The following is a 21,948-nucleotide window of genomic DNA, read 5'->3' on the forward strand; positions in this document are numbered from 1 at the left end:
CAACGCTCCTTAAAGTAGTCGTGTTTTGAGCACGCCGGGTATCGAGTCCAACTGGCGTAATGAGATCGTTTCATCCAAGTGGTTATCGATGTCGATGATCGTATAGGCGATGCCACCTTTACTGCCGTTGATCATATTTGCGATGTTGATTTGTTCCGTCGCGAGGACGGAAGCAATCTGCCCGACCATGTTCGGAATATTTTGATGGGCAATCGTAATCCGGCGTTTCCCAGAGTAGGGAAGTTCGACCGACGGGAAGTTGACTGAGTGGCGGATGTTACCGGTCTCCAAAAATAGTTTAAGCTGATCGACCGCCATGATGGCACAGTTTTCCTCTGCTTCGCCGGTCGAAGCTCCGATATGTGGGAGCGGGATGACACGCGGCAGGGACAGAATGAATGCGTTCGGGAAGTCGGTCACGTAATTGGCTATGCGACCTGACTTTAAGACCGTTGCCAAGGCGTGTTCGTCAATCAGTTCACCCCGGGAAAAATTGAGTAGCGTTGCTCCTTGTTTAATCTTCGACAGTAAGCGTTCGTCGAGCAGATGGTGCGTCGCATCGATCAAAGGCAGGTGCAAGGTGATATAGTCGCTCGTCGCGAGTAACTCTTCGAGGTTCGTGACACGATGGACTTGATTGGACACACGCCAAGCCGATTCAACAGACATGTGTGGATCATATCCGGAAACCGTCATCCCAAGCTCGTGTAACGTATTGGCTAAGCTCGCCCCAATCGCCCCAAGACCGACGATTCCAATTCGTTTACCGAGCAGTTCTGTGCCGGCAAATTGTTTTTTGTTTGCTTCAATCCGCTCCGGAATATCGGGCCCACGCAGATTATTAGTCCATAAAATACTTGGAATCAGTTTACGGGCGGTCAAGAACAGGCTGGCGATGACCAACTCTTTTACGGCATTCGCATTGGCACCGGGTGTCGAGAAGACGGGAATTCCGCGATTCGCCAATTGGTCGAGTGGGATGTTATTGACTCCTACACCAGCTCGGGCGACGGCTTTTAAGGATTCATTAAATTTCATTCCGTGTAGATCTTTGCTTCGAACAAGAAACGCATCCGGCGTTTCGATGTCATGCTTGACGAGGTACTGATCGGTAAAGCGTTTTAAACCTTTGTCAGAGACATCGTTCCAAAGTTGTACGTGATACATTTAGCGTTCCCCCTGTTCAAATCGGTGTAAGGCATCTAGGAGGGCGTCGACTCCGGATGTTGGCATGGCATTGTAAAGACTAGCACGCATGCCACCAACAGAACGATGTCCTTTGAGATTGACGAGCTGATTACGTTCTGCAAACTTTAGAAATTGTTCATCTAAGTCAGTCTGCCCCGTCGTGAACGGGATGTTCATGCGACTACGATCCGTTAGGGCGACAGCGTTTGAGAACAACGTCGATTGATCCAAATACGTATAGAGAGCGGCGGCTTGTTGGCGGTTTCGTCGAACGACCGTCTCAAACCCTTGTTCTTTGATCCATTCGAGGACAAGTTTTGTTAAATAGATACTATACGTTGGTGGTGTATTGTAAAGAGAATGATGCGTAGCATGTGTGTCATAACGCAAGTATGAGCCTAACAATGCTGGTGTTCGTTCGAGAAGGTCGTCTTTGATGATGACAAGCGTCATCCCTGCCGATCCTAGATTTTTTTGGGCACCTGCATAAATCAAATCGAACTGACTGATATCGATTGGTTCAGACAAGATCGAAGAGGAAAAGTCTGCCACTAAAGGAACATCGACTTGCGGTACATGGGTGTAAGTCGTCCCTTCGAGTGTATTGTTCCACGTGATATGAAGATAGTCGGCGTCGGAAACGACCGGATCAGTCGGAATAGAACGATAGAGGTTTGACGCGGATGAGGCGATAATCCGCGTCTTCGCATAGACTTGTGCATCTTGAATCGCTTTTTGGGACCAACTACCCGTATCAATGAAGTCGATCAGATGCTGATTTGTCGCCAAATTGAGCGGTAACATTGAAAACTGGAGCGTGGCGCCACCTTGTAAAAATAAAACATGATAGCCGTCCGGCACCTCCAGCAGCTCACGGAGCAAAGATTCTGTTTCGTTTAGGATAGTTTCGAATAAAGCGGAACGATGACTTAGCTCCAAGACGGATTGACCGGATCCTTGATAATTCAACAACTCAGATTGGGCTTTAAGTAAAACCGGAACCGGTAACACAGCTGGACCAGCGGAAAAGTTAAAAACCGTCATGTCATTCCTCCTACAACAATTTTCAGAAAATATTCACAACTAAAGTGTAACGGAATGAAAACAGTTAATCAAATGTCTTTTGAGCGGAAGGTGTGATGGAGGAGGGCGATGTTCAAACGATGCTGTAATCAAGCGCAATCTAGTGGATTCTCTGAATTAGCTTAAGTTAAGGAAGGGGAATGGAGTGTAAAGCAAATAGGACCAGCCGTCTTCATGAGATGCTGATCCGAAATCTAAGGCACGCATACTGTGTGATAAGTAATTGCTGAAGGTTTCAGGAGGGATCGAGTGGTGTCAGTTGATTGAAATGCCATTTCCAGCCTTTTGTTGTCCAGTGGTACAAGGAGACACTCCGAAAACGACCAACGTATGAGGTATGACCATACGAAAAGGTATCTTCTACTATTTCTTGCACAAGTGCAGTTGTTTCAAATACTTCGACTACCATAGATTCGTTTGTCTGGTCGATCCATTTGATTTGATTTAAATCAACATAATGATCGAGGTACGTCTCGGCATCAAATTGACGCCCTTGTCCATCAATAAAAGAAAAATTGTCCGATAACAGTTGATTCATCGCTTGCCGGTTCCCTTGCATCAAGTAATCATGCCGGTTTGTAAGGAGTGTTTGCAACTGTATATGTTTAGTTGATGGTTCCATCTAAATCATCCTTTCAGTCTTTTGGTAGGGGAATGCCTCAAAAAGAAACAGAAACAAAAAAAGACTCTGCAACAGCAGAGTCTCGGAAAATTAAAGTTTAGAAACGTTAGTTGCTTGCGGTCCGCGTTGGCCTTCTTCAACTTCAAACGAAACTTCTTGACCTTCGTCAAGTGATTTGAAACCGTCTGTTTGAATAGCTGAGAAGTGAACGAAAACGTCGTCGCCGCTTTCACGTTCGATGAAGCCAAAACCTTTTTCTGCGTTAAACCATTTCACTTTACCTTGTTCCATGTGTGTTGCCTCCTGCGTATGACTGAGCCATACTGATTATTACTACCGTGATCAATTTCATCGAGTCAAAAGTGTAACCTTCATATCTCCACCGAACAACAATAATTACTTAATAATATACCATGTCCGGTCTGAAAAAGATAGGGGAGATTGAAAAAGAATTAAAAAAGAGGATCCGCGACAGCGAATCCTCTAAGGAAATTAAAGTTTAGAAACGTTAGTTGCTTGCGGTCCGCGTTGGCCTTCTTCAACTTCAAACGAAACTTCTTGACCTTCGTCAAGTGATTTGAAACCGTCTGTTTGAATAGCTGAGAAGTGAACGAAAACGTCGTCGCCGCTTTCACGTTCGATGAAGCCAAAACCTTTTTCTGCGTTAAACCATTTCACTTTACCTTGTTCCATGTGTGTTGCCTCCTGCGTATGACTGAGCCATACTGATTATTACTACCGTGATCAATTTCATCGAGTCAAAAGTGTAACCTTCATATCTCCACCGAACAACAATAATTACTTAATAATATACCATGTCCGGTCTGAAAAAGATAGGGGAGATTGAAAAAGAATTAAAAAAGAGGATCCGCGACAGCGAATCCTCTAAGGAAATTAAAGTTTAGAAACGTTAGTTGCTTGCGGTCCGCGTTGGCCTTCTTCAACTTCAAACGAAACTTCTTGACCTTCGTCAAGTGATTTGAAACCGTCTGTTTGAATAGCTGAGAAGTGAACGAAAACGTCGTCGCCGCTTTCACGTTCGATGAAGCCAAAACCTTTTTCTGCGTTAAACCATTTCACTTTACCTTGTTCCATGTGTGTTGCCTCCTGCGTATGACTGAGCCATACTGATTATTACTACCGTGATCAATTTCATCGAGTCAAAAGTGTAACCTTCATATCTCCACCGAACAACAATAATTACTTAATAATATACCATGTCCGGTCTGAAAAAGATAGGGGAGATTGAAAAAGAATTAAAAAAGAGGATCCGCGACAGCGAATCCTCTAAGGAAATTAAAGTTTAGAAACGTTAGTTGCTTGCGGTCCGCGTTGGCCTTCTTCAACTTCAAACGAAACTTCTTGACCTTCGTCAAGTGATTTGAAACCGTCTGTTTGAATAGCTGAGAAGTGAACGAAAACGTCGTCGCCGCTTTCACGTTCGATGAAGCCAAAACCTTTTTCTGCGTTAAACCATTTCACTTTACCTTGTTCCATGTGTGTTGCCTCCTGCGTATGACTGAGCCATACTGATTATTACTACCGTGATCAATTTCATCGAGTCAAAAGTGTAACCTTCATATCTCCACCGAACAACAATAATTACTTAATAATATACCATGTCCGGTCTGAAAAAGATAGGGGAGATTGAAAAAGAATTAAAAAAGAGGATCCGCGACAGCGAATCCTCTAAGGAAATTAAAGTTTAGAAACGTTAGTTGCTTGCGGTCCGCGTTGGCCTTCTTCAACTTCAAACGAAACTTCTTGACCTTCGTCAAGTGATTTGAAACCGTCTGTTTGAATAGCTGAGAAGTGAACGAAAACGTCGTCGCCGCTTTCACGTTCGATGAAGCCAAAACCTTTTTCTGCGTTAAACCATTTCACTTTACCTTGTTCCATGTGTGTTGCCTCCTGCGCATGACTGAGTCACACTGTTTATTACTATCGTGATCAATTTCATCGAGTTAAAGTGAATCACTTTGTATCTCCACCGAACAACAATAATTACTTATGAATATAACACGAACCATCCGAAAAAGGAAGTAATAAACAAAAGAAAAACGAATTATCTAAAATTTACCTATAATAATAGTCGGGAACACGCTCATTTCTCTACGGTCAAAACGGATGTAGGGAGGAGGGATCATTTTCCTTTATACCGAAGTCGAATCTCATCTCAATTGTTCTTTCGAGTACGAACAGAATGTGAAACGTCACACCTTACAGAAGCGAATCTTGGGCGCATCGTGATGAAGCGGATATCTACAGGAACGCCACATCTCTAAATGCGGGTATGGTTTAACAAAAAAAGAACAAGCTGACAAAATAAACAGGAAACGCAGACCTTACCTCGAAAAATGAATTAAGTGATTCTAATGCATCATCTGACGGGTTCTCGTTGAGATTTTATTTGTTTGACTGCTGCAATTAAGTATCCGTGTATAGAAGGAAAGCGATTGGGATCTGTCCAGATGTCATGGAACATTTGTTTTAATGTCATTTGAATCCGGTGTTCGTCGGGTAACATTCGTGTAAGTAGTAGATATAATGATTTTTCATATCGGTCGTATAACAATTCGAGAGCGGATCTATTTTTTAATTCGATTTGTTGGAATAACTCTTCATCAGTACGCATGCTCTCCTCCTTGTAGTCGTTTACATCTTGTTTTGTAAACACTTTGTTACTTGTTACTTGTTTGTTGTTGTAATTTTCCCGATAAAAAAAATATCAAACACCTTAACTCTTTGATATTAAGATATTTAAGGAATACGTTAGTCTCAAAGAAGGAGAATGACGCCATGAGTTCGATTTATTTACGTGTGTATACGAAAGAAGACGCACTGGCATTGCTGGATCTCAGCGTTCGAAACCAAGGACATTTTGAATATTGGATGCCGGTCAAACCCCCAAAAGATACCTATACGCTACCGAAACAACTTGAGCGAATTCAACAGTTGGAGGAGAACCAAAGAGCAGACCGTTCGTATGCGTTCGGGATATTTTTAACAGAAACGAATCAACTGGTCGGAGAAGTGTCTGCGGCGTTCGTCGAACGTTTCCCGGCAGAGACGTGTATGATCGGGTATCAACTTGATCAGCAGTATAACGGACAGGGCATTATGTCGAATGCCGTGCGCCAAGCTGCGCGTCTCTTGTTCGATGAATACCAGTTCCACCGTTTGCGGGCCGAAGTCATGCCTGATAATATCGGATCGATCCGCGTCTTGGAAAAAGTGGGATTCAGACAGGAAGGGATCGCAAAAAAGAGTTTGTTCATTAACGGTGCCTGGGAAGACTTCGTATTGTTTGCACTATTAAAAGAAGAACTCGAATGAGGAGAAACGCTCGAGCACAGTCTTTTAGCAATACATCAGGATTGTCAAAGGAGAATGATTTATGCCCATGTCGACTTATTACCAGAATCTGCGTCAAAAAACAGGAAATCAATTGTTGTTCACGCCATCTGTCGGTGCAATCATCCGCGATGCATCGGGACGAATCTTGTTCCAAGATCCGGGAGGTCCGTTCTGGAGCCTTCCGGCGGGCACAATCGAACCGGGCGAGCCGCCGGCAAAAGCGGTGATCCGCGAAGTATATGAAGAAACTGGATTGATTGTCCGTCCGGTCCGCTTGATCGGCTGTTTTGGAGGAGAGGCGTTTCGCCTGACGTACCCGGATCAAAACCAGGTGGAGTATATCGCCTTTATTTTTGCGTGTGAGGTTTTGGAAGGGACGTTAACAGCGATTGATGGAGAATCCAAACAACTGTGTTATTTCGACAGGAAAGATCGTCCACCCTTAGCGCTTCCTTATCCCGATCATATTTTTGAAACAGGAACGGAAAGTAGCTTTTTTGAATGAGAAGAAGCATGGATTGATCAATTAAAGATGGAATACTCTATAAAAGACGAACATTAAAAGGATTTTGAATAGAAAAATATGCTTTTTGGTGATTTTATTTTGACAAGCTTCCTAATGTTCGATATAGTATCCAAGTACGAACGTTACTATTTAATCAATAAAAAATATTCGTTATTTGGGGTGCTAGTGATGGATGTAGTATTTGATTATGAAGATATTCAATTAATTCCTGCAAAATCAATCGTAGGAAGCAGGTCGGAATGTGATACGACGGTTGAGTTTGGTGGACGACGTTTTAAGTTACCGGTCGTACCGGCCAATATGCAGACAATCATTGACGAAAAAATTGCGACCTATTTGGCAGAGAACGGTTACTTTTACATCATGCATCGTTTCGAGCCCGAAACACGACTGGATTTTGTTCGGTCGATGCAAAAACGCCATTTGATTGCATCAATCAGTGTTGGCGTGAAAGAGGAAGAATATACATTCGTCGAGACGTTGGCCCAAGAAGGCTTAACGCCGGAATACATCACGATTGACATCGCCCATGGACATTCGGAAGCGGTCATTCGAATGATCCAACATATCAAGCGGCTGTTACCGGACAGTTTCGTTATCGCCGGAAACGTCGGGACACCGGAAGCGGTTCGTGAACTGGAACACGCCGGAGCGGATGCGACAAAAGTCGGAATTGGTCCGGGGAAAGTGTGTATTACGAAAATTAAAACGGGATTTGGTACGGGAGGCTGGCAATTGGCAGCATTAAGATGGTGTGCCAAAGCTGCCAGTAAACCGATTATCGCTGATGGCGGGATCCGGACCCACGGCGACATCGCAAAATCAGTTCGTTTTGGGGCGACGATGGTCATGATTGGTTCATTATTCGCCGGACATGAAGAGTCACCGGGGGAAACGCATGAAGTCGATGGACTACGTGTCAAAGAATACTTTGGATCAGCTTCCGAGTTCCAAAAAGGTGAAAAGAAGAATGTCGAAGGAAAAAAAATGTTCGTTGAACATAAAGGCATTCTGTCTGATACATTGATTGAGATGGAGCAAGATTTACAGTCCTCGATTTCTTATGCAGGCGGCAACAAACTGCAAGCCATCAGAACTGTCGATTATGTGGTCGTCAAAAATTCGATTTTCAATGGGGATAAAGTGTATTAAAAACAGCGGAGTAAGATCTTTCAAAGGTCTTGCTTCGTTTTTTTTTGCTTTAAAAATGATAACGCTTACTTTATTGGAAAAGGGGTAAAGAGAATGGTGTATATTTTCAGAAAAATCCAATTAAAGGAGTGCCTCGCATGAGACTGGAAACGACGACCTACTTAATAGACAAGTTTTCTGCTGTCCGGAAGCAAACACTGTCTTTGATCGAACCGTTAGAGCAAGAGGACTTTGTGATTCAAGCCAATTCAGATGTCAGCCCACCCAAGTGGCATATCGCGCATACGACATGGTTTTTTGAACGCATGATCCTTCAAGAATACGATGCCGAGTATATAGTGTTTCATCCGGCCTACAATTACTTGTTTAATTCCTATTACAATTCGATTGGTCCGTATCAGCCCCGTCACCAGCGCGGGGTCTTGTCACGACCGACCGTCAGAGAAGTGCTAGCGTACCGGGAACATGTCGATCAAGCCATACTGTCATTGTTACAACAAAAACGAGACGAACCGGTGCAGCAAGTCATTGAACAGTTGATTGAAATGGGGCTTCAACATGAACAGCAACATCAAGAATTGATTCTGATGGACGTCAAATATAATTTTTTTGTCAATCCATTGTTACCTGCGTATCAAAAAAGAGAAAAATCTCAACGGGACGACCGTCCTGTTGTTCCACTGGAGTTCAAGCGATTTGAAGGCGGGCTTGTTGAAATCGGTCACGATGGGCAAGGATTTGCCTTTGATAACGAAAATCCGGTTCATAAAACCTGGCTCGACCCGTTTGAGCTGGCAACCCGCCCTGTCACCAATCGCGAGTTTCTGGCATTCGTCGAAGCTTTAGGTTATGACCAGTCTGAACACTGGTTGTCTGATGGTTTTCATGTCGTCCAGCAACAAAACTGGAAAGCGCCTTTATATTGGATGAAAGAGAAAGAAGGAACGTGGTCGATGTTCACACTGAATGGAGTGGAGCCGTTGGATTTGGACGAACCCGTTTGCCATGTCAGTTTTTACGAGGCAGATGCGTATAGCCGTTGGTGTGGAAAACGATTACCGACAGAGGCCGAGTGGGAATATGTCGGGCGTCAAGTCGACCGACAGGGTAACTTGATGGGACGAGGTTCCTATCATCCTAGTCCGATCATCTCAGGTTCACAGGAAATGCGGGGGATGTTTGGGGATATCTGGGAATGGACAGCGAGTGCGTATGCGCCGTATCCTGGAAATCGTCCGCTGGAAGGGGCGTTAGGGGAATACAACGCGAAATTCATGTGTAACCAGATGGTACTTCGAGGTGGAGCATGTGTGACTCCCGATGATCATATCCGGGAGACATATCGTAATTTCTTTCCGCCGGATAAACGTTGGCAGTTCAGTGGCATTCGATTAGCAGGTGATGTTCAGTGAGCCAGCAGGTCGAGAGTTATGATATGTATACGAAGCAACACAACATGCGTAAAGAAGTTTTAGACGGGCTCTCGCAAGTCCATAAAATACTCCAAGCAAAATATTTTTATGATCAAGCGGGGTCGGAATTATTCGAACAAATTACCTACCAACCAGAATACTATCTGACTCGGACGGAACTCGACATCTTGTATCAGCATCAAACCGCGATTGCCGATTGTATCGGACCTGTCCATACATTGATTGAGTATGGAAGCGGCAGTAGTCGAAAGATTAAAAGTCTGCTCAGCTCACTTCACCAACTAGAGGCGTATATGCCAATTGATATTTCGAAAGAATTTTTGATTCAATCGGCGCATCAGCTTTCGCAGGATTATCCCGACCTCCAAATCAAAGCAGTTTGTGGTGATTATTCCGGATCCTTACGCTTACCGATTGAAGACAAGTTAAAAAAAGTGATCTTCTTTCCCGGCTCGACCATCGGAAACTTCGACCCGGCAGAAGCGGCTGACTTCTTCAGACGTTCGTCTCAATTGTTAGAAAAAGGTGACGGATTTTTGATCGGAATCGATACAAAAAAAGAAGCCACTGTTTTACATCAAGCCTACAATGACGAGGCCGGTATCACGGCACGGTTCAACTTGAATATATTAAATCACATCAATACGTCGCTTGGCGGGACATTTGATTTGGCCTTGTTTGACCATGTTGCTTTTTATAATGAAGAGTTCGGGCGCATCGAGATGCATCTTAAAAGTCGGATCGATCAACTCGTGACGGTCGCCAACCAGACGTTTACGTTCAAACAAGGGGAAACGATCCACACAGAAAATTCTTATAAATACAGTATCGAAGAATTTCAGTTGTTGGCAAACCAAAATGGATTTACACCGGTCAAGTATTTTACGGATGCGAGGGAGCACTTCAGCGTACATTATCTAGAAAAAACACGATGACAGACAAACGACCATGCCCTGACGGATGGTCGTTTGTCTGTCGCTTAACTTAATCTGCTTCCGTCCGGGATCGGATGCTCCGGACAGGCTAAGACAGGCATGAGTCGATCAAGAGTACCTAATTCCAGAATGCGACCGAAAGAACCGGCGACGATGCCAGGAACATTGAGCACAACAAGTGCTTGCTTGCCGATGAGCTCTTCGTACTCAAAACGAGTTTCTTTCCAATCTAAGAACAGGGATTGTTGAAAGGCTTCAAAATCAATCGATAAGTAAAGCAAAGCGGGTTCATCATCCGAAACACGCAGCGAGCGGATTGTACCGACTCGAATGTCTAGTGCTTGAAACTGTTCCAATGTCAGCAAGGGTTTAATCGGGTGCACATCATAATCTCCTTCTAATTCTAATTTGAACAGAACGTTTGTTCTTGTTTTAAAACGGGTATAACTAACTACTTAGGTCTAACAGATGGGCAGTTGCTCATTCAATGAGGAAGATAATCTTCGAGATTGATGTCGAGTTCTTCACCTAATGCCAACTTCGCCAGTTCGCGCCCGAGATAGGGGCCGATTGTTAATCCAGAAGCACCAAGTCCGTTGGCGACAAGGACATTCGGATGGGACGGCAGTCTTCCGATAATCGGTAAGGACGTACTTGTATAGGGGCGGAGCCCGACGCGCATCTCGTTAATGTTCGATTCTTCCAAAGCTGGCGCAACCGGCAAGGCGCGTGTCAACAAGGCATACATTCCTTTTACGGTAGGTTGTAGATTGTAATCAAGCTGTTTTTCGTGTGTTGAACCTAACGCTAATTTTCCATCTTCAATCGAAACAAGATATAAACCCCGTTGTCCCATGATAACAGGCCAATGTTGGGTGTGGTCGGCTGCGATATCGAGGTGGAGAATTTGTCCTTTTTCAGCACGTATGTCAAGACATGTCTGTAACGGTTCCAGTAATTCGTTGACCCAGACGCCGGCCGTTAAGATGATGTGTTCGGCATAATGAACTTGTTCGTCTACGAGGACACCTTTGACTTGACCGTCAATGACGACTAACGACGCATCGGCGTTTAACACCGTCGCCTGCTGTTTGATGGCACCACGTTCTAAGGCGGCACGTAACGCGCGGCCGTCGACGCGGGCTCCTCCAGAGACGAACAAGGCATCCTCAACATATTCGATCAACGGAAACATGTTGCGAACCCGATCAGCGGTCAAGCGCTCGATCGTTTCAATCGCAGGAGCTTCCGGAAAACGATTTTCAGCAATGACTTGCATCTTTTCGATTTTTGACGTTTCGTGTAAAGCGATGGCACCAACTTTTTGGTAGCCGGTTGCAGTCTCGCCAAGTGCCTCAAGTTCTGGAATCAAGGTGTCATAGTAATGGGCGCCGTTATTTGCTAATCGATACCACGCCTTATTTCTACGTTGTGTCATCCAGGGGCAGATGATTCCTGCTGCGACGTGTGTGGCACGACCGGCTTCTTTTCGATCAATCAGTAAGACGGATGCACCTTGCTTCGCTAAATGATATGCGGTTGATGTCCCGAGAATACCTGCACCAACGATAATATGGCTATACATGTTCTTCATCTCATTTCTGTTCGTAATCTAGTTTTAGTGTAAAGAAAAAAACAACCGGCGACAAATTCAAGTATAGTGCCCCCTTGAAAACATTTTAAATATGGGGAATGGTGGGAAAATAAAACCTTTTGTCAAAATCTTTCGTATACTCAATATAAACCTATATTTCACACGAAATTTACGATTAGAACTTGCCTAATTAGGAAAGATACCCTTATAGGCATCATATCCCGACATCATCGACTCGAGCATGCAGTCATCATTGAAGGAGGGGAAGGCAATGAACATTAGTCGCGCCATTGTACGCAAACGCTACACGGATCACACTTTGTTTTATTCTGCCATCCTAATTTGGAAGTTGCTCTTCTTCCTACCCTTACTCATGTATGTCAATAGTGGGTCGGACAACGTTTTTCGTCTTTATTTCGTGCCTTATTTGACGGTCATCCTTTTATTCCGTGTCATGACATACTTTGCCACGTATAAAGCGTCTTTTATGGAAATGACCGAGATGGGTTTATCCGTTTTCCTGATCATCGCAGATTTCTATTTGATTGCGTTATTTGATATTCCATTACCGTTCGGACTAGTCATCATGCTGTTATCGATTTTACACTTTACAGCTGCGTTTAGTCGTTTTCGTTGGTTCCGTCGTCGCTTGTGGTTGAATCGCCATCTTGAAATCTTAAATTTTCTCACCGATCATGGTGAGACACCGATTAAAATTGCTGTTGTGTCGGAAGATGAAATGCTTGTGACGACAAAAAGTGGCAAAGAGTTTACGTATCGGCACGTCTACTGGAATGGTTTTTATTTCGAACGAGGATAAATGTGAAAGGCTGTAGCGTCTCACGCTATAGTCTTTTTTTTGATGGAAATTAAATTGATTGTTTGCGATACTGAATGAACATTAACGAAAAGAAGGTGAACGTCCATGATTCGCTGTCTTCTTGTGACGACCGATCATCAAATACTAGTCGATGATCATTTGGATCGGCTTCATTCACCAGACATCAAGTGGTATTTCGTCGACTTTAATCAACCGACGGAACAAGAAAAACAACAGTTGGTCTCCGCTTTTGATTTTCATCCCCTGGCGCTAGAAGATTGTTTCCAATATTTACAACGCCCGAAATTAGAATATTATGAGGGATACAGTTTTTTTGTTTTACACGCATTAGATAACGAATCGTTAAAAGGAAAAGAGATTAATCTGTTTGCGAATGAAAACTACGTCGTTTCCTATCATGAGGAACCGTCCAGTGAGATTGATTTGGTGTTCAATGCCTTTCAACGGATTCATGGTGACCACGAACACTGGACGATCGAGATTGTCCATAAAGTCATGGATAAAATCGTGGATGGCTATTTTCCGATTGTCCATACGCTCGAAGATAAAATCTTTTCACTCGAAGGACGCTACGAACAACGTGGAAATGATAAACGGATCATGGAAGACATCTTTGATATTCGATCCGATTTGTTAGAAGTCGCGCGGACCATCCTGCCGATGCGCGACTTGCTCTACCGCGTCGTTGAATCAAGACGTCTTGCCATCCATGCCAATAAAAAAGCATTTTTCCAAGATATTTACGATCATCTGCTTAAGCTCAATGAGATGATTGAATACAATCGAGAGATGACCTCCGAGTTTCGTGATAATTTTATTTCGCTCAACTCGTATCGGATGAACAATATCATGAAGACGTTGACGATCTTTACGACGATTTTCATGCCATTGACGTTTATCGCAGGGGTTTATGGGATGAACTTTGAGCACATGCCGGAACTGACGACGAGATACGGCTATTTTTTTACATTAGGAGGAATGGCAATCATTTCGATCGGAATGGTGATCTATTTCAGAAAAAATCATTGGTTTGATGAGTGAGGGAGGAAACAGGTGGATATTCGACAATTACGATTTTTCACGACGATCGTCGATCATGCGTATAACTTAACACGCGCTTCGAAGCACTTGCAGATTTCGCAACCGGCTCTCAGTCAACTGGTCCGGGAATTTGAAGAACTAGAGCAAGTCGAACTGTTTCAGCGACATCACGGGCGACTAACGGGTCTGACGGATGCCGGTCAACAGTTTTATCAAAATTAGGCGAGAATACTCCCACTTCTAAACGAAGTGAAAGTGGGAGATGAATCGCCAGCCTACCTTTCGGGTATACTCCTTTTGAAGGAGGTGAAAAATTTTGTTGAAGCACAAGGCCTACAAATTCAGAATCTACCCACCAAAGAGCAGGAAATCCTGATCGCGAAGACATTCGGATTCTGCCCTTTGATCCGCCGATGATATGGGATGTCTCGTTAAATCATGTGGCGGGTGTCGAACAACGGCCGCTCGTTCGTCATGTGCACGCATACGTCTTACATTATTTCAAATCATATTGGCCGCATCCGACAGATCGAGATACGGCTCGCTAAATAACCCGAACGCATGTCATCCTACTCGAGAGGCTGACTGGTTCGGGTTATTTGTATGAGGATGATCTCGTTTTTGTTAAGAACGGGTTGCTTGTAAGATGCGAGAGCGGGCCTGCTGGAATTGTTCTAGCGGACTCGTCGTCGTCAAGCTGTGCCGTTCCATGTCGACTTGTTTTTGTAACGTGTCACGTAAGGCCTCATACATCCCATCAAGTAAATCGAGAACATGGTGATGGGCGAGTTCACGTAGGCGTTGTTCCTCGGACTCCAGGTACGCCGTCGCATTCGGTTTCGTCAGCTGAACCAAGGCCTCTTTGAGTTGTTCCTTTTCATTCCGTTCAAAAAAGGCTTTGGCATTACGGAAGTACTGCTTGACAGACTGATACGGAGCCGCGTCTTGGAAGGGGCCCGCAAAAGGAATCGTTGGCATCGAGATCGGTTCGAAAGGCGATAATTGGAACGAAGGATTCAACTTCGTCGCATACGCTTCTTCTTCCTGGAAACGCTGCTCGAGGGCGGATTTGATCCACCCGTCAATTCGGAAATGCGTCACCCGTAACTCTTGCTCAAAATCATATTTTAAGAAACCGAGTAATTCAAGTAAGGCTTCTTGTAGGGCATGCTGTTTCGTTGCATTCGCAAAGCGGACCGGGTGATAGGCTTCCTTGAAGAAATCAGGGAAACGGTAATAGATTCGCTGGTTGACATGATGTAACAGTTCATGGATTTCAGCAAACAAGGCGTGACGAAGCAAATCTGCGCGGCGATCTAAGAAATGGGTTTCGATCGTATCCGCCAGGACATCAAGTTCTTCAAGTCGTGTTTCTTTCCGGGCGATGTTGAATTCGGTTTGCTCAATCAATTGCTGCAACCGGTGAACGGTTTTTTCGGTCTCGTCGGACAATGCTTGGACGGCAAGCCCTTTGAGATCCTGTTCTAAAAACTGATGGAATGCGGTTTCAAATGAAGGGAGTCCGGATTGATGCTCGTGCCCCGTCTGTTTTTCTGCCAATGCCTGTAGGCTCGAGACACCAAACAGGCGGGGAGCTCGAATACCAAACCGTTGTAATTCGGTCCCGACATAATGTAAGACGTCCTGTTTTTCGGACTCGTTTTGGGCCAAATCAATGGCGTTGACGATAAAGAACATCTTATCCAGTTCAAACGCATCCTTGACGCGTCCGAGCTGGATGAGAAATTCCCGATCGGCTCGTGCAAAGGCGTGATTAAAATACGTCACGAATAAAATTGCGTCGGCATCCTTGATGTATTCAAAGGCAACATCCGTATGACGAGCATTGATCGAGTCAGCACCCGGTGTGTCGACTAATGTAATCCCGAGGCGCGTCAACGGACTATCAAAATACAGATCGATGACATCGACAAAACAACTGAGGTGTTCTTTTGCGACGTAATCGGTGAACGTCTTCTGATCAACGGTTTGTGTCGTACCGATGAACGGGTGGACCGACGGATAACCGGTTAAGAAGGCGCGTAAAATGGAGACGTCACGTAAACGCTGTGCCGGTTGCGTCTGAATCCAAGTGACGGCCTCGGCTAAGGATGTGATCGATGTGTCGAAGACGCGGAGCGCGTCGTTTAATTCCTCGACTAAGTTCTGTTCGGACTTAAACGTGATGATCGCCGTTCCGTGTGGATGATGCGAACTGACGGGATTGATCCGGTTGATCGATGCTGTCGTCGGGTTAGGGGAGACCGGTAACACCGCTTGCCCGAGCAAGGCATTACAAAAGGACGATTTCCCAGCACTGAATGCGCCGAATAATGCAATCGTAAAGGTACTCGAGGAGACACGTGTGAGTTTGTCTTTCAGATAGGCGACAGTCTCCTCAAACCCTGTCACACCCGATAGAATCGTTTGAATCTGTTCGATCTCTTCCAGTGAATAGGTCCGTTCTTGTTTCACGTTGTTCGACACCGGTGCTTCTGCTGTGACGGCCACTTCCTGTTCCCTATCGATTGGCTTGAACGGTACTAACGTTTGTTCCGCCTCGATTAATGCTTGTCGCCACGTCACCAGTTGGTGGTGGGCTGCATCTAATTGTGTACTTGTCGGAGCGTCGGCTTGTTCAAGATACGTTTTGAGCATGTGACGGCTTTCGCGTTCAACAGTCAGCAGTTCACATTTCTGACGTAACATGTCTTGTTTGTTCCGCAAATCCTGTAAGACGGTTCCGTCCATTTGTTCGAGTTCCGTTCGAATGGCATCGCGCCACTGGTTGGTTTCTTTGACATACCACGCACTCGTATTGCTGACGACACGATTCGTAAACTGTAAGACGGATTCACCCGTAATGGTGATACCTTCTTGCAAAGCGTCTTCGACGACCCGTAATGGAGGGTCGAGCGGATAATGGTCGATTGACATGGCGTGTTGATCAGATAGACAGCCGGCTTCAGACAAGGATTGTTTCATCAGTTTCCGCAGGTGTAAGGAGATTTCCGAGGTTGCGACGGACTGATAGGCCCGTAATAGTTCGTCAGCGAGCTGCTGTTGAGTCGCCTGCGTTTTCTTTGTGCTTCTAAAAAATCCGACCTTGAACGACGTTTGCCGTGATTCTAAAAAACGTGTCATTTTCTCACGAAGCTCAAAAGGCATCAATGTAGCATTGCGCAACAGGCTTTCACGATGTTGCGAAAAGCGGCTGACCCATTGTTCCGGAGACATCAAACGGATTTGCTGTTCGACTTGTTGCATGTCAGAAAATAAGGCTTCCTGATTTCGTTGATCTGCCGGTGTCAGCTGTTCCTGTACGGCTTGTTCCGCTTCTTCAATGCGCATCTCGAGATAAGCAACATGTTCAGCATGTAACGCCTCTAACGTCGTAGTGGCGGATTGTAACAGTTTTGGTTGAACGTCCCGGATACTCTGTTCGACCAGTTGCTTGACGGTCGCAAATTCGTTCTCCGGATGTGCTATGTCTCGCAGACTCGTGAAGAAAATTCCTTTTGGCTCGACACCATGTGCCACAAACGATTGAAAAACGGAACGTTTGAAGTCTTCGAAGGACAGTTCAGTTGATTGATGTTTATCAATTTGATTGACAATCAGATACAATTCGGGAACCGAAGCAAGTAACTCACGTGTGACCGTAAAGTTCAGCTCAGACTGGACATGATTATAATCCATGACATAAAAAATCAGGTCTGCTAAGTGCAAGGCAGATTCTGTCGAGATGCGGTGAGCATCATCCACAGAGTCGACGCCGGGTGTGTCCATTAAGACAAGTCCGTTTGGCAAGGTGGAGCCGGCATGCGTAATGTCAATCCGCTCGACGGTCCCGTCACGGCCTAGTGTCTCGAGGTGCGGTAAATCAGCAGGTGCCAGTTTAACAGAAGGGCGGTCATGGAAATGAACGATTGCCGCGTCTTGTTGATCCTGTTGTAGCGTCACGATGTTCGCACTTGTCGGAATCGGACTGGTCGGTAAAATCGATTCCCCCGTCAAGGCGTTGATCATACTCGATTTTCCAGCCGAAAAATGACCGGCAAAGGCAATCGTAAATTCACGTTTTAGCAATTTTGTTGAAAATTTATCTAATTTATCGAGTCGGAGTTGATCCGATGCAGGTTGGATAAGTGTTGTGAGAAGCGCCGTCGCTTCGATATGATTGGTTAACCGTTCTTCAAATGAGCGCATGCCAATGAAACCCCTTTCTAACAATCCTGTTTCAGTGTAGCACGCTTATTTTAGTCCCGTCATCTGTTCATCGGCAAGTTCCCATCATGGATTAGCCTGGAGACATCCAGACTGGCGAAATTTCAAAAATGGTTTATGATGAAAAAAGAGAAATGACATGAAAAAATCGTTGATGGAAACAATCTGTATTACATATTATTCGAAAAACGGCTTGATTTCTCAGCGACGAGAAATCAAACCGTTGGAGTCAAATGGAGACGGGTGGTCAGGTCAGCCAGTTGTTTCCGGAACAATCATCTCGGACTCATCCGGACGCTCTTCCGTTGTCTGCATAAGGCGGAGCAAATGCAATTTAAACAGATACATGACAAGTAAATGGACATTGGCTTGGGTCGACTTGTAAATCATCCACGGCAACGCAGGAACATATTCATGGATGGCAATCAGACATTCCTGTGAACCCGGTATTTGTCGAAACTCGATCCGTCCTCTACTGTCCTCTTGCACTTGCGCAAACAGTCCGCCGGTGATCCGATACGTAGCTTGTTGCGCATCTTGGAACGGCTCTTTTGTTAATTCCAGTAACGGTGAATCAATAAAAGGCACGTGAATCTGAACGCGCGTCTCATCAGCTACATGTGAAGTCAGGAAAGGTTTGGCGAATGCAGACAACCAGGCGACATAATCATCGGCTGCCCAGTTCGCATCTCTACCTTCTGGAAGACGAACGCGTTGAACGGACCTTACATCGAGTGACGCTGGTTTCTTCGCAGCATGACCCGACTCTTTTTTCTGCTGTTTTTCTTCTTGTTCTTCTTTGATCGCCATTCGGACCGATTCCTCGAAGGTGATTTTTCCGTCACTGATACCATCGACCATCTTATCCGGATCAGCGACCATCTCATGAATCATACTCTCGACAAGCGGATACACGGTTTCCTTCGGTTCACCGGACACTAACGTGACCCAGAGACGAGAGAGATTAACCGTCATCAACGGCAAATCAAATGTGGGTTGTTTTTTACCCATGACTTCCGCAGTTTTTAAAATCATTTCTTTATATGTCATCGATTCCGGTCCACCGACATCGATGGCCCGATTTTTCAGATCTTCCCGTCCGACGCTTGCCCCTAGCGCATGAATGACATCGGGTAAGGCGATTGGATGTGTCTGATTCCGAGTCCATTCCGGAAGCAACATCACAGGAAGGCGTTTGACGAGTTTCGATAAAATCGGGAATGAAGACCCTTTTGGACCGACAATCAAGGCAGCCCGGATCGTCGTCACAGGTGTCCCGTAAGCACCGAGGACCCGTTCTACTTCTAAACGGCTTTTCAAGTGACGGGATAAATCTTCTGTTTCATCGGGAATGATGCCGCTTAAGTAAACGATTTGTTGAATATCATTTTCTTTTGCCGCGCGGGCATAGTTATCGGCTAAAATTAAATCCATGTCTTCAAATGAGCCTTGCGTCAACTTAGCGGACGGCATCATCGAATGGACCAAATATATCGCAATATCGGCACCCTTCAAGCCGTCAATCGTATCGTTGAGCGAAAATAAGTCACACGAACGCCACTCGACATGTGTCTCATCTTCCTTGTCATCGCCGTTTCGCGACAAAGCAATCACGTCATATTTTTTCTTTAACTCATTTAAAAGATTGTGTCCGATATATCCCGTTGCACCAGCGAGCGCAAGTCGTTTACGTGTTTGAGTCATCTGTTTTCCCCCTTGATTAGCACTACTTGATGAATTTACCCGAATCATTCCGTTCATAATCCCTTCAAAGTGTTTTAAAGAAATAACAGGCTTCATGAGTGCAAAACAGGGAAAAGGAAAAAGGGAGCGAATCAAGAAGGCAGCAGCAGGGAAATCTGCACATTTACTTTTAGTTTAGGGAGAGGGACGAAGATGAATGCAGTCTGTTTCTTAGATGAACCACATCATAAACGGTATCAAATGTTCTTAAGACGATTGAGTCCACGCAATCGGGCGAAACATCCATTTCAAGCGATCTTGTTTTTAGCGACCGGAAATCTACAACTGTTGCAATTATTCAGTGACTATTTTTTTCCGGAGTCGGGTGAGTTTTTTTACCAAGAATTGTTGGCTGAACCGATTGATAGTCAAGTAGTTGAAGTGGAACGTCAACTACTCGTCCAGCTGTATAATGGACGGACGACCTTGACGATCATCGAAGTCATCGACCGATTGGATACAAGAGAATTGAAATTGGCACTCGGAGCAATTCAAGTCCGATCATTTGGGGCAGATGAAGCAACGGTTCATCACTGAAAAATCAAGTGACCCGTGCCAAAAGAGAGTGAATCCTCGATTCGCTCTCTTTTTTGTGGGAAATCATCTGTCCGAAGTATCGATCGCCAAAGTTAAAAATAAAAAAAGAATCATAAAAAGATGTTTGTGACATAAGTTTATTATCATAAAACGGTATCCGAATAAAAGCTAAGCTTGTTTATTAAGATTTGATTGAATGGGATGGGCGCTGGAAATAAGATGTAAGTAACAGGAAATGTGTGACTAACGGGACACGGATCGCTTACTGAAACGTGAGAGGAGTGAACGTATGCAACTCAAGCAATCGATTTATTTTCATTCGCCGATTTTCATTCAAAACATCCTAACGACGATCTACGGTCGGGTACTGTATCAAGAACGGTACGGACCGGTTTATCAAAAACGATTTCAAGAATTAAAAGAAAAAGAGCAGTTCCGTGTCCATGCTCAAAATGAGCAATTGACGCGATTGAATCAATTTTTAACATTTTGTCAGGCCTACAGTCCTTACTATCAAGAACTTTTTAAAAACCATCAGATTTCCTTACCTTTACAGCAACTCGAGGAATTAAAAATGATTCCGGTTTTGAGTAAGGAACTGTTGCGGACCCGCAATGCAGACATCCATGCCAAAATTCGGGCCCCGATTCTCGGGAAAACAGGCGGGACGACGGGGAAGTCGATTCAAGTCCACTATACAAAAGAAGACATGCAGATCCGGATGGCCCATCTTGACTACTTCAAATGGACGCATGGGGTTGAACGCGGTATGCGTCGTGCGAGTTTTACAGGGCAGACGCTCGCGGCGGCGACCCAAAAATCACCGGTATATTGGCGGATGAACAAAACAATCAATCAGATGTTGTTTACGATAAAAAATATCAATCCGCAGACGGCCGCTCTGTACATCGAACAATTAAACCGGTTTAATCCGGAGTCGATTGACGGACTACCCTCCGGGATGATTGAAGTCGCCCGTCATGCCAAAAAATACGGAATTCCCTGTACTTGCAGACCAAAAGCTATTTTTCCGACGGCCGAGATGATGACGCGAGAAGAACGTCACTTGATCGAAGAAGTGTTTCATGCACCGATTTTTGATCAGTACGCCTCTTCAGAAGGGGCGCCCATCGTCGCCGAATGCCGCTTCGGGAAAAAACATTTGCACTATGAAATGGGGATCATCGAGGTGGAAGAAGATGGTCAGATTCTCGTGACCAGTTTTGATACGCACGGGACCCCCCTTGTCCGGTATCGGGTCGGAGACCGAATGACGTTAAGTGAAGAGACGTGTCAATGTGGACATGCCGGACCGATTATTGCGTCCATTGATGGACGGGGGCGGAGCTTTATCCAGCTCAAAGATGGACATCGTATTTTTGAAGGCGAGCTCGCTGGTATCGTCCGTGCTTTTCCGAATTGTATTGAGCGTGTCCAGTATATTCAAGCAGATGAAGAAGAAATCGTCATGCTCTACGTACCGGACGAACGATGTTTCAGAGAAGAACATGAAAAAGAACTTTATTTTGTCCTGGAACGTTTGTTTGGCGGGCAAATGGAAGTCCTGTTACGAGCCGTTCCGGAAATTCCGAAAGAGATCAGCGGCAAGACATTGTTGATCAAACAATTGTTGCCGGAGGCACCGTAATGAAAAAAAACATAGGAAAAA

Annotated in this window: 23 protein-coding genes; 11 read left to right on the forward strand and 12 right to left on the reverse strand. The window is 44.9% G+C overall.

Annotated elements, in window-relative coordinates:
- Positions 1 to 9 precede the first annotated feature (9 nt).
- The 8 genes from P404_RS0110800 to P404_RS0110835 form a co-directional block, all read right to left on the reverse strand.
- A complete protein-coding gene (locus tag P404_RS0110800; RefSeq protein ID WP_026830761.1) occupies positions 10 to 1,167 on the reverse strand; it encodes a phosphoglycerate dehydrogenase in 1,158 nt (385 codons plus the stop codon).
- Positions 1,168 to 2,232, reverse strand: a complete 1,065-nt coding sequence (serC, locus tag P404_RS0110805; RefSeq protein WP_026830762.1) for a 3-phosphoserine/phosphohydroxythreonine transaminase — start codon at positions 2,230 to 2,232, stop codon at positions 1,168 to 1,170.
- A 274-nt stretch (positions 2,233 to 2,506) separates the two neighbouring features.
- The gene (locus tag P404_RS0110810) at positions 2,507 to 2,893 is read right to left on the reverse strand and encodes a nuclear transport factor 2 family protein (protein WP_026830763.1); all 387 of its coding nucleotides are present in this window, start codon (positions 2,891 to 2,893) and stop codon (positions 2,507 to 2,509) included.
- A gap of 90 nt (positions 2,894 to 2,983) precedes the next feature.
- Complete coding sequence (locus P404_RS0110815; RefSeq protein ID WP_014970516.1) at positions 2,984 to 3,184, reverse strand: cold-shock protein; 201 nt, start codon at positions 3,182 to 3,184, stop codon at positions 2,984 to 2,986.
- A gap of 201 nt (positions 3,185 to 3,385) precedes the next feature.
- Complete coding sequence (locus P404_RS0110820) at positions 3,386 to 3,586, reverse strand: cold-shock protein (RefSeq protein ID WP_014970516.1); 201 nt, start codon at positions 3,584 to 3,586, stop codon at positions 3,386 to 3,388.
- A gap of 201 nt (positions 3,587 to 3,787) precedes the next feature.
- The gene (locus tag P404_RS0110825) at positions 3,788 to 3,988 is read right to left on the reverse strand and encodes a cold-shock protein (RefSeq protein WP_014970516.1); all 201 of its coding nucleotides are present in this window, start codon (positions 3,986 to 3,988) and stop codon (positions 3,788 to 3,790) included.
- 201 nt (positions 3,989 to 4,189) lie between these two features.
- Positions 4,190 to 4,390, reverse strand: coding sequence for a cold-shock protein (locus tag P404_RS0110830; RefSeq protein WP_014970516.1), 201 nt, complete (start codon positions 4,388 to 4,390; stop codon positions 4,190 to 4,192).
- 201 nt (positions 4,391 to 4,591) lie between these two features.
- On the reverse strand, positions 4,592 to 4,792 hold the full coding sequence (locus P404_RS0110835) for a cold-shock protein (protein WP_014970516.1): 201 nt from the start codon (positions 4,790 to 4,792) through the stop codon (positions 4,592 to 4,594).
- A gap of 900 nt (positions 4,793 to 5,692) precedes the next feature.
- On the opposite strand from P404_RS0110835, the gene P404_RS0110845 reads away from it, so the two are divergent.
- From P404_RS0110845 to egtD, 5 genes are all read left to right on the forward strand, one after another.
- Positions 5,693 to 6,229 (forward strand): GNAT family N-acetyltransferase, encoded by a 537-nt coding sequence (locus tag P404_RS0110845; protein WP_026830764.1) that lies wholly within the window; start codon positions 5,693 to 5,695, stop codon positions 6,227 to 6,229.
- A gap of 61 nt (positions 6,230 to 6,290) precedes the next feature.
- Positions 6,291 to 6,755: an NUDIX hydrolase gene (locus tag P404_RS0110850; protein WP_026830765.1), complete on the forward strand. Its 465-nt coding sequence runs from the start codon at positions 6,291 to 6,293 to the stop codon at positions 6,753 to 6,755.
- A 189-nt stretch (positions 6,756 to 6,944) separates the two neighbouring features.
- Positions 6,945 to 7,928, forward strand: coding sequence for a GMP reductase (gene guaC, locus P404_RS0110855; RefSeq protein ID WP_034774422.1), 984 nt, complete (start codon positions 6,945 to 6,947; stop codon positions 7,926 to 7,928).
- 137 nt (positions 7,929 to 8,065) lie between these two features.
- Positions 8,066 to 9,340 carry an ergothioneine biosynthesis protein EgtB gene (gene egtB / locus P404_RS0110860; RefSeq protein WP_026830767.1) on the forward strand — a complete coding sequence of 425 codons (1,275 nt, stop codon included), beginning with the start codon at positions 8,066 to 8,068 and terminating at the stop codon, positions 9,338 to 9,340.
- A complete protein-coding gene (egtD, locus tag P404_RS17545) occupies positions 9,337 to 10,296 on the forward strand; it encodes an L-histidine N(alpha)-methyltransferase (protein ID WP_034774425.1) in 960 nt (319 codons plus the stop codon). The genes egtB and egtD overlap by 4 nt, the downstream gene beginning before the upstream one ends.
- Before the next feature lie 44 nt (positions 10,297 to 10,340).
- Here the strand turns inward: egtD and P404_RS0110870 are convergent, their stop codons facing one another.
- Both P404_RS0110870 and P404_RS0110875 read right to left on the reverse strand, forming a co-directional pair.
- Complete coding sequence (locus P404_RS0110870; protein ID WP_026830768.1) at positions 10,341 to 10,679, reverse strand: hypothetical protein; 339 nt, start codon at positions 10,677 to 10,679, stop codon at positions 10,341 to 10,343.
- 101 nt (positions 10,680 to 10,780) lie between these two features.
- Complete coding sequence (locus P404_RS0110875; RefSeq protein ID WP_026830769.1) at positions 10,781 to 11,881, reverse strand: NAD(P)/FAD-dependent oxidoreductase; 1,101 nt, start codon at positions 11,879 to 11,881, stop codon at positions 10,781 to 10,783.
- Between the two features lie 280 nt (positions 11,882 to 12,161).
- Between P404_RS0110875 and P404_RS0110880 the strand changes: the two genes are divergently transcribed.
- The 4 genes from P404_RS0110880 (at position 12,162) to P404_RS18985 (ending at position 14,320) form a co-directional block, all read left to right on the forward strand.
- Entirely contained in the window at positions 12,162 to 12,710 is a 549-nt protein-coding gene (locus P404_RS0110880; RefSeq protein ID WP_014970508.1) for a hypothetical protein, read from the forward strand.
- Between the two features lie 105 nt (positions 12,711 to 12,815).
- A complete protein-coding gene (gene corA, locus P404_RS0110885; protein WP_026830770.1) occupies positions 12,816 to 13,772 on the forward strand; it encodes a magnesium/cobalt transporter CorA in 957 nt (318 codons plus the stop codon).
- Between the two features lie 12 nt (positions 13,773 to 13,784).
- Entirely contained in the window at positions 13,785 to 13,994 is a 210-nt protein-coding gene (locus P404_RS0110890; RefSeq protein ID WP_026830771.1) for a LysR family transcriptional regulator, read from the forward strand.
- A gap of 191 nt (positions 13,995 to 14,185) precedes the next feature.
- Positions 14,186 to 14,320, forward strand: a complete 135-nt coding sequence (locus P404_RS18985) for a hypothetical protein (protein WP_269077483.1) — start codon at positions 14,186 to 14,188, stop codon at positions 14,318 to 14,320.
- 76 nt (positions 14,321 to 14,396) lie between these two features.
- On the opposite strand, the gene P404_RS0110895 is transcribed toward P404_RS18985, so the two are convergent.
- Positions 14,397 to 17,981: a dynamin family protein gene (locus P404_RS0110895; RefSeq protein ID WP_026830772.1), complete on the reverse strand. Its 3,585-nt coding sequence runs from the start codon at positions 17,979 to 17,981 to the stop codon at positions 14,397 to 14,399.
- Positions 17,982 to 18,251: 270 nt separating this feature from the next.
- Positions 18,252 to 19,703: an NAD(P)H-binding protein gene (locus tag P404_RS0110900; protein ID WP_014970505.1), complete on the reverse strand. Its 1,452-nt coding sequence runs from the start codon at positions 19,701 to 19,703 to the stop codon at positions 18,252 to 18,254.
- A gap of 192 nt (positions 19,704 to 19,895) precedes the next feature.
- Between P404_RS0110900 and P404_RS0110905 the strand changes: the two genes are divergently transcribed.
- Both P404_RS0110905 and P404_RS0110910 read left to right on the forward strand, forming a co-directional pair.
- Entirely contained in the window at positions 19,896 to 20,279 is a 384-nt protein-coding gene (locus P404_RS0110905; RefSeq protein WP_026830773.1) for a hypothetical protein, read from the forward strand.
- A gap of 289 nt (positions 20,280 to 20,568) precedes the next feature.
- Positions 20,569 to 21,927, forward strand: coding sequence for a phenylacetate--CoA ligase family protein (locus P404_RS0110910; RefSeq protein WP_026830774.1), 1,359 nt, complete (start codon positions 20,569 to 20,571; stop codon positions 21,925 to 21,927).
- The last annotated feature ends 21 nt before the right edge of the window (positions 21,928 to 21,948 follow it).

It is taken from the genome of Exiguobacterium antarcticum DSM 14480 (assembly GCF_000685865.1).
GTDB lineage: Bacteria > Bacillota > Bacilli > Exiguobacteriales > Exiguobacteriaceae > Exiguobacterium_A > Exiguobacterium_A antarcticum.

Coding starts and splice junctions, on each gene's coding strand:
- P404_RS0110800 (WP_026830761.1), bottom strand. CDS start 1,167: ATGTATCACGTACAACTTTGGAACGATGTCTCTGACAAAGGTTTAAAA.
- serC (WP_026830762.1), bottom strand. CDS start 2,232: ATGACGGTTTTTAACTTTTCCGCTGGTCCAGCTGTGTTACCGGTTCCG.
- P404_RS0110810 (WP_026830763.1), bottom strand. CDS start 2,893: ATGGAACCATCAACTAAACATATACAGTTGCAAACACTCCTTACAAAC.
- P404_RS0110815 (WP_014970516.1), bottom strand. CDS start 3,184: ATGGAACAAGGTAAAGTGAAATGGTTTAACGCAGAAAAAGGTTTTGGC.
- P404_RS0110820 (WP_014970516.1), bottom strand. CDS start 3,586: ATGGAACAAGGTAAAGTGAAATGGTTTAACGCAGAAAAAGGTTTTGGC.
- P404_RS0110825 (WP_014970516.1), bottom strand. CDS start 3,988: ATGGAACAAGGTAAAGTGAAATGGTTTAACGCAGAAAAAGGTTTTGGC.
- P404_RS0110830 (WP_014970516.1), bottom strand. CDS start 4,390: ATGGAACAAGGTAAAGTGAAATGGTTTAACGCAGAAAAAGGTTTTGGC.
- P404_RS0110835 (WP_014970516.1), bottom strand. CDS start 4,792: ATGGAACAAGGTAAAGTGAAATGGTTTAACGCAGAAAAAGGTTTTGGC.
- P404_RS0110845 (WP_026830764.1), top strand. CDS start 5,693: ATGAGTTCGATTTATTTACGTGTGTATACGAAAGAAGACGCACTGGCA.
- P404_RS0110850 (WP_026830765.1), top strand. CDS start 6,291: ATGCCCATGTCGACTTATTACCAGAATCTGCGTCAAAAAACAGGAAAT.
- guaC (WP_034774422.1), top strand. CDS start 6,945: ATGGATGTAGTATTTGATTATGAAGATATTCAATTAATTCCTGCAAAA.
- egtB (WP_026830767.1), top strand. CDS start 8,066: ATGAGACTGGAAACGACGACCTACTTAATAGACAAGTTTTCTGCTGTC.
- P404_RS0110875 (WP_026830769.1), bottom strand. CDS start 11,881: ATGTATAGCCATATTATCGTTGGTGCAGGTATTCTCGGGACATCAACC.
- P404_RS0110880 (WP_014970508.1), top strand. CDS start 12,162: ATGAACATTAGTCGCGCCATTGTACGCAAACGCTACACGGATCACACT.
- corA (WP_026830770.1), top strand. CDS start 12,816: ATGATTCGCTGTCTTCTTGTGACGACCGATCATCAAATACTAGTCGAT.
- P404_RS18985 (WP_269077483.1), top strand. CDS start 14,186: ATGATATGGGATGTCTCGTTAAATCATGTGGCGGGTGTCGAACAACGG.
- P404_RS0110895 (WP_026830772.1), bottom strand. CDS start 17,981: ATGCGCTCATTTGAAGAACGGTTAACCAATCATATCGAAGCGACGGCG.
- P404_RS0110900 (WP_014970505.1), bottom strand. CDS start 19,703: ATGACTCAAACACGTAAACGACTTGCGCTCGCTGGTGCAACGGGATAT.
- P404_RS0110905 (WP_026830773.1), top strand. CDS start 19,896: ATGAATGCAGTCTGTTTCTTAGATGAACCACATCATAAACGGTATCAA.
- P404_RS0110910 (WP_026830774.1), top strand. CDS start 20,569: ATGCAACTCAAGCAATCGATTTATTTTCATTCGCCGATTTTCATTCAA.